Raw genomic sequence first — 3,086 nt, forward strand, 5'->3', positions numbered from 1 at the left:
CCCCATTCACCATGCCCCATGCCCCATTCCCTTCATTCAATGAATAATATTTACTCTTGGTTTTCCCAAGACTACGCCCAAGCTCAAGAACGTTTTCAAAAAGCAACACATTTGTTAGAGTGCGGAGCTATAGAGGTTAGCGATGGTCTGACTATCGATTGGGCTTGGTCGGGAAACTCCCAGTCTCGTCACGTTTTAGTATTTAGTAGCGGACTCCACGGTGTTGAAGGATTTGCTGGTAGTGCTGCTCAACTTTATTTGTTGTCTCTTAACCCTGAAATTTCTACTCTTTGGCTACATGTACTCAATCCTTGGGGAATGGCAAATTTGCGCCGTGTGGATAGGGAAAATATAGACCTAAATCGTAATTTTCTGGCAGACCCAAAGGAATATCAAGGGTTACATCCTACCTATAGTCTCCTCGATGCTCTGCTCAATCCACCTTCGCCACCAACAAGGGATTTCTTTTTATTGCAACTGATACAAGCAGTACTTCAATATGGCTATGAAAATGTGAAAACTGCTGTGGTGACAGGGCAATATGAGTATCCCCAAGGTTTATTTTTTGGTGGTAAATCGTTACAACCTGAGTTGTCTCGACTATTATTATTTCTCGATGAAACTCTGAGTCACCGTGAGAGAATTGTACACGTTGACCTGCACAGTGGTCTCGGCAAGTTTGGCGATCGCTCTTTGCTGCTAGAAGGAGAATCTAATCCAGAGCAAGTTGCACGAGCGCAGCGTGCCTTTGGCTCTCAGTTAAAAAGCCGTTACCGTCGCCAAGGCGGTTACCTTGTTCGTGGTGGCTTTACTCGCGCTTTGGCTCAACGACTCCAGGGTGTCCGCTATGATGGCATTACCTGTGAGTTTGGTACTCATAATATGCTCCATGTCTTGGCTGCGTTACGCAACGAGAATCGAGAACATCACTACGGACAAAGAGACTTGTTTGCTCCCGCCAAACAGCAATTGTTAGAGGTATTTTCACCCTCCGATTTAACATGGCGTAATCAGGTTTTATTACATGCAATAACAGTTTATAAACAAGCTTGTGTAATGTTAAACGATTAGAAGATGCCTGAAAATTTAGTGGGTTATTAATCCTTACTCTCTAGAGTTGTAGCAGAGGGCAGGAATTAGAATTCCCTTGCAATACTTGTCGGGTTTTGGGGAAAAGGGGAAAGGGGAAAGAAAAAACCTTTACCTTTTACCCTTTAACCCCTTCGGGGTGACGCTCCTTCGTCGCTAACGCTGACGCTAACGCCAGTCGCTCATGGGGGAAACCCCCAAGACCGCGCTGGCTCACCTTTTCCCAAAACCAAATTCCGAGTCGAAAATGCACAAAGCCAACAGTATTGAATTCCCTTGTGCCTTTGCTGATGATTTACTGCTAACGAGTGGAAATGTTGCGGTATTTGCTGACATTGGTATTAGAGTGTTGTGTTTTCAACCTTGACTACAAAGGATTTTTTACATAAATTGGTGCAAAATTTAGCATCAATTAACGTATATTTACATAATTTTTCTGTTAGAGGAGATTTTTTTCTCTATGGTTTTTGTTACAATTATTAAAATTTTTCCCTAAAAATACCATTATGGCTTTATATGCAGAATTACATAGACATCTAGGCGGTTCGGTCGTACCCAGAGTATTGTGGCGATATTTCGAGCGACATTCTCCGGAGTTGATTTCCCGCTTTGGTGACTATTCGGAATTTGAAGATTTTTACACCCGCCCACGCAATACCCTAGATGAGTATCTAGAATTGCACACCTTGGTAGAAAGCGTCCAAACTGTAGAGACTTTGCCTTATTTTATCTATCGCTTGCTGCGGGGTGCTTACATTTTTGAAAATTTGGCTTATCTGGAACTGCGCTACACTCCCTATTTACGGACACCGGAGCATCTGAGTCAATCAGACAGAATTGACAAGATGGCAGAAATTGTCCAAGTGGTAGGAAAAGCTAGTCATTTGCCAGAATATCCCATTGTTACTAGCCAAATTCTTTGTATGCACACGCGTTTACCTTATGAGGTGAACAAAGCGATTATTGATTTGGCGGCGCAAAATAAGGATTATGTCTGTGGAGTAGATGTAGCTGGGGGTGATAGCTATTATGCCGATCGCCTCCAAGAATGGATTAGTCTATATAATTATGCGCGATCGCTCGATGTTAACACCACCGGACATTTATTTGAAACTACCGCCGGTTGTTACCCCCAATTGTTACCCTACCTGATGCGAATTGGTCACGGCATTCAAATTCCTTTATTGTATCCAGAATTACTTCCGGATTTAGCTAGACGCGGGCAGTGTTTAGAGGTTTGCCCAACGACTTATCTAAAAACTGGTACATTACAGGATATACGTCAACTTAAATTAGTTTTTGACCGTTGTTTTGATGCCGGTGTCGATATCGCTATTTGTACTGATAATGCTGGTTTACACAATGTACGTTTGCCTTGGGAATATGAAAATCTCTTGACTTACGACATTATTAGTTTTGAACAACTCCAAGCTTGTCAGGATGCAGCGTTTCGCCATGCTTTTGCTTGGCCTTACAGGCAACGTCCAGTATCCTTATTGAACGGATTGCTGAAACTTGAATCACCTAAAGTTTTAGCACTAAGCGAAACTAATTAGATATAAGAAGTCAGAATTCAGAATTGGTAAATTCAGCAATGGTTTAAATGTGGATTAACACCTGCTAGTGATTAGACTTCTTGCAAAAATTGGGAAAAGGGCAAGGGGTAAAGGGGAAAGGGCAAATAAAAACCCTTTTCCCTTTAACCTTTTCCCTTTCCCCCCTCTTGCAAAAGTAACCTTTGCAAGAGGTCTATTGTTCATTTGCCATTCGTCGAGAATTTATGCTGAATTCTGACTTCCGACTGCTGAATTCATAAATTTTTTTTGCTTAAAATCCCACAAGCAATTTATCAAAAATCGCTTTTTAATTGAGCTTTCTTCATATTTAATCAAAATTTCTACTAAATTTACTCTCTCAATCGGGTGAACGAAATTTTGTGTGGGATTTCTAGCTAAGTATCCAAAAAATTACCCTCCACACTCCCCACACTCCCCACA

At 41.7% G+C, this 3,086-nt stretch carries 2 protein-coding genes; both read left to right on the forward strand.

Going from position 1 to position 3,086, the window contains the following annotated elements; all coding sequences use genetic code 11:
* Nucleotides 1-1,071, forward strand: a 1,071-nt coding sequence (locus tag GNE10_RS33355) for a DUF2817 domain-containing protein (protein ID WP_221643088.1), incomplete at its 5' end; no start/stop codon positions are given.
* Between the two features lie 524 nt (nt 1,072-1,595).
* Nucleotides 1,596-2,645 (forward strand): adenosine deaminase, encoded by a 1,050-nt coding sequence (locus GNE10_RS33360; RefSeq protein ID WP_185570334.1) that lies wholly within the window; start codon nt 1,596-1,598, stop codon nt 2,643-2,645.
* Nucleotides 2,646-3,086: the final 441 nt, after the last annotated feature.

It is taken from the genome of Nostoc sp. 2RC (assembly GCF_014222165.1).
GTDB classification, from domain to species: Bacteria; Cyanobacteriota; Cyanobacteriia; order Cyanobacteriales; family Nostocaceae; genus Nostoc; species Nostoc linckia.

Coding starts and splice junctions, on each gene's coding strand:
- GNE10_RS33360 (WP_185570334.1), top strand. CDS start 1,596: ATGGCTTTATATGCAGAATTACATAGACATCTAGGCGGTTCGGTCGTA.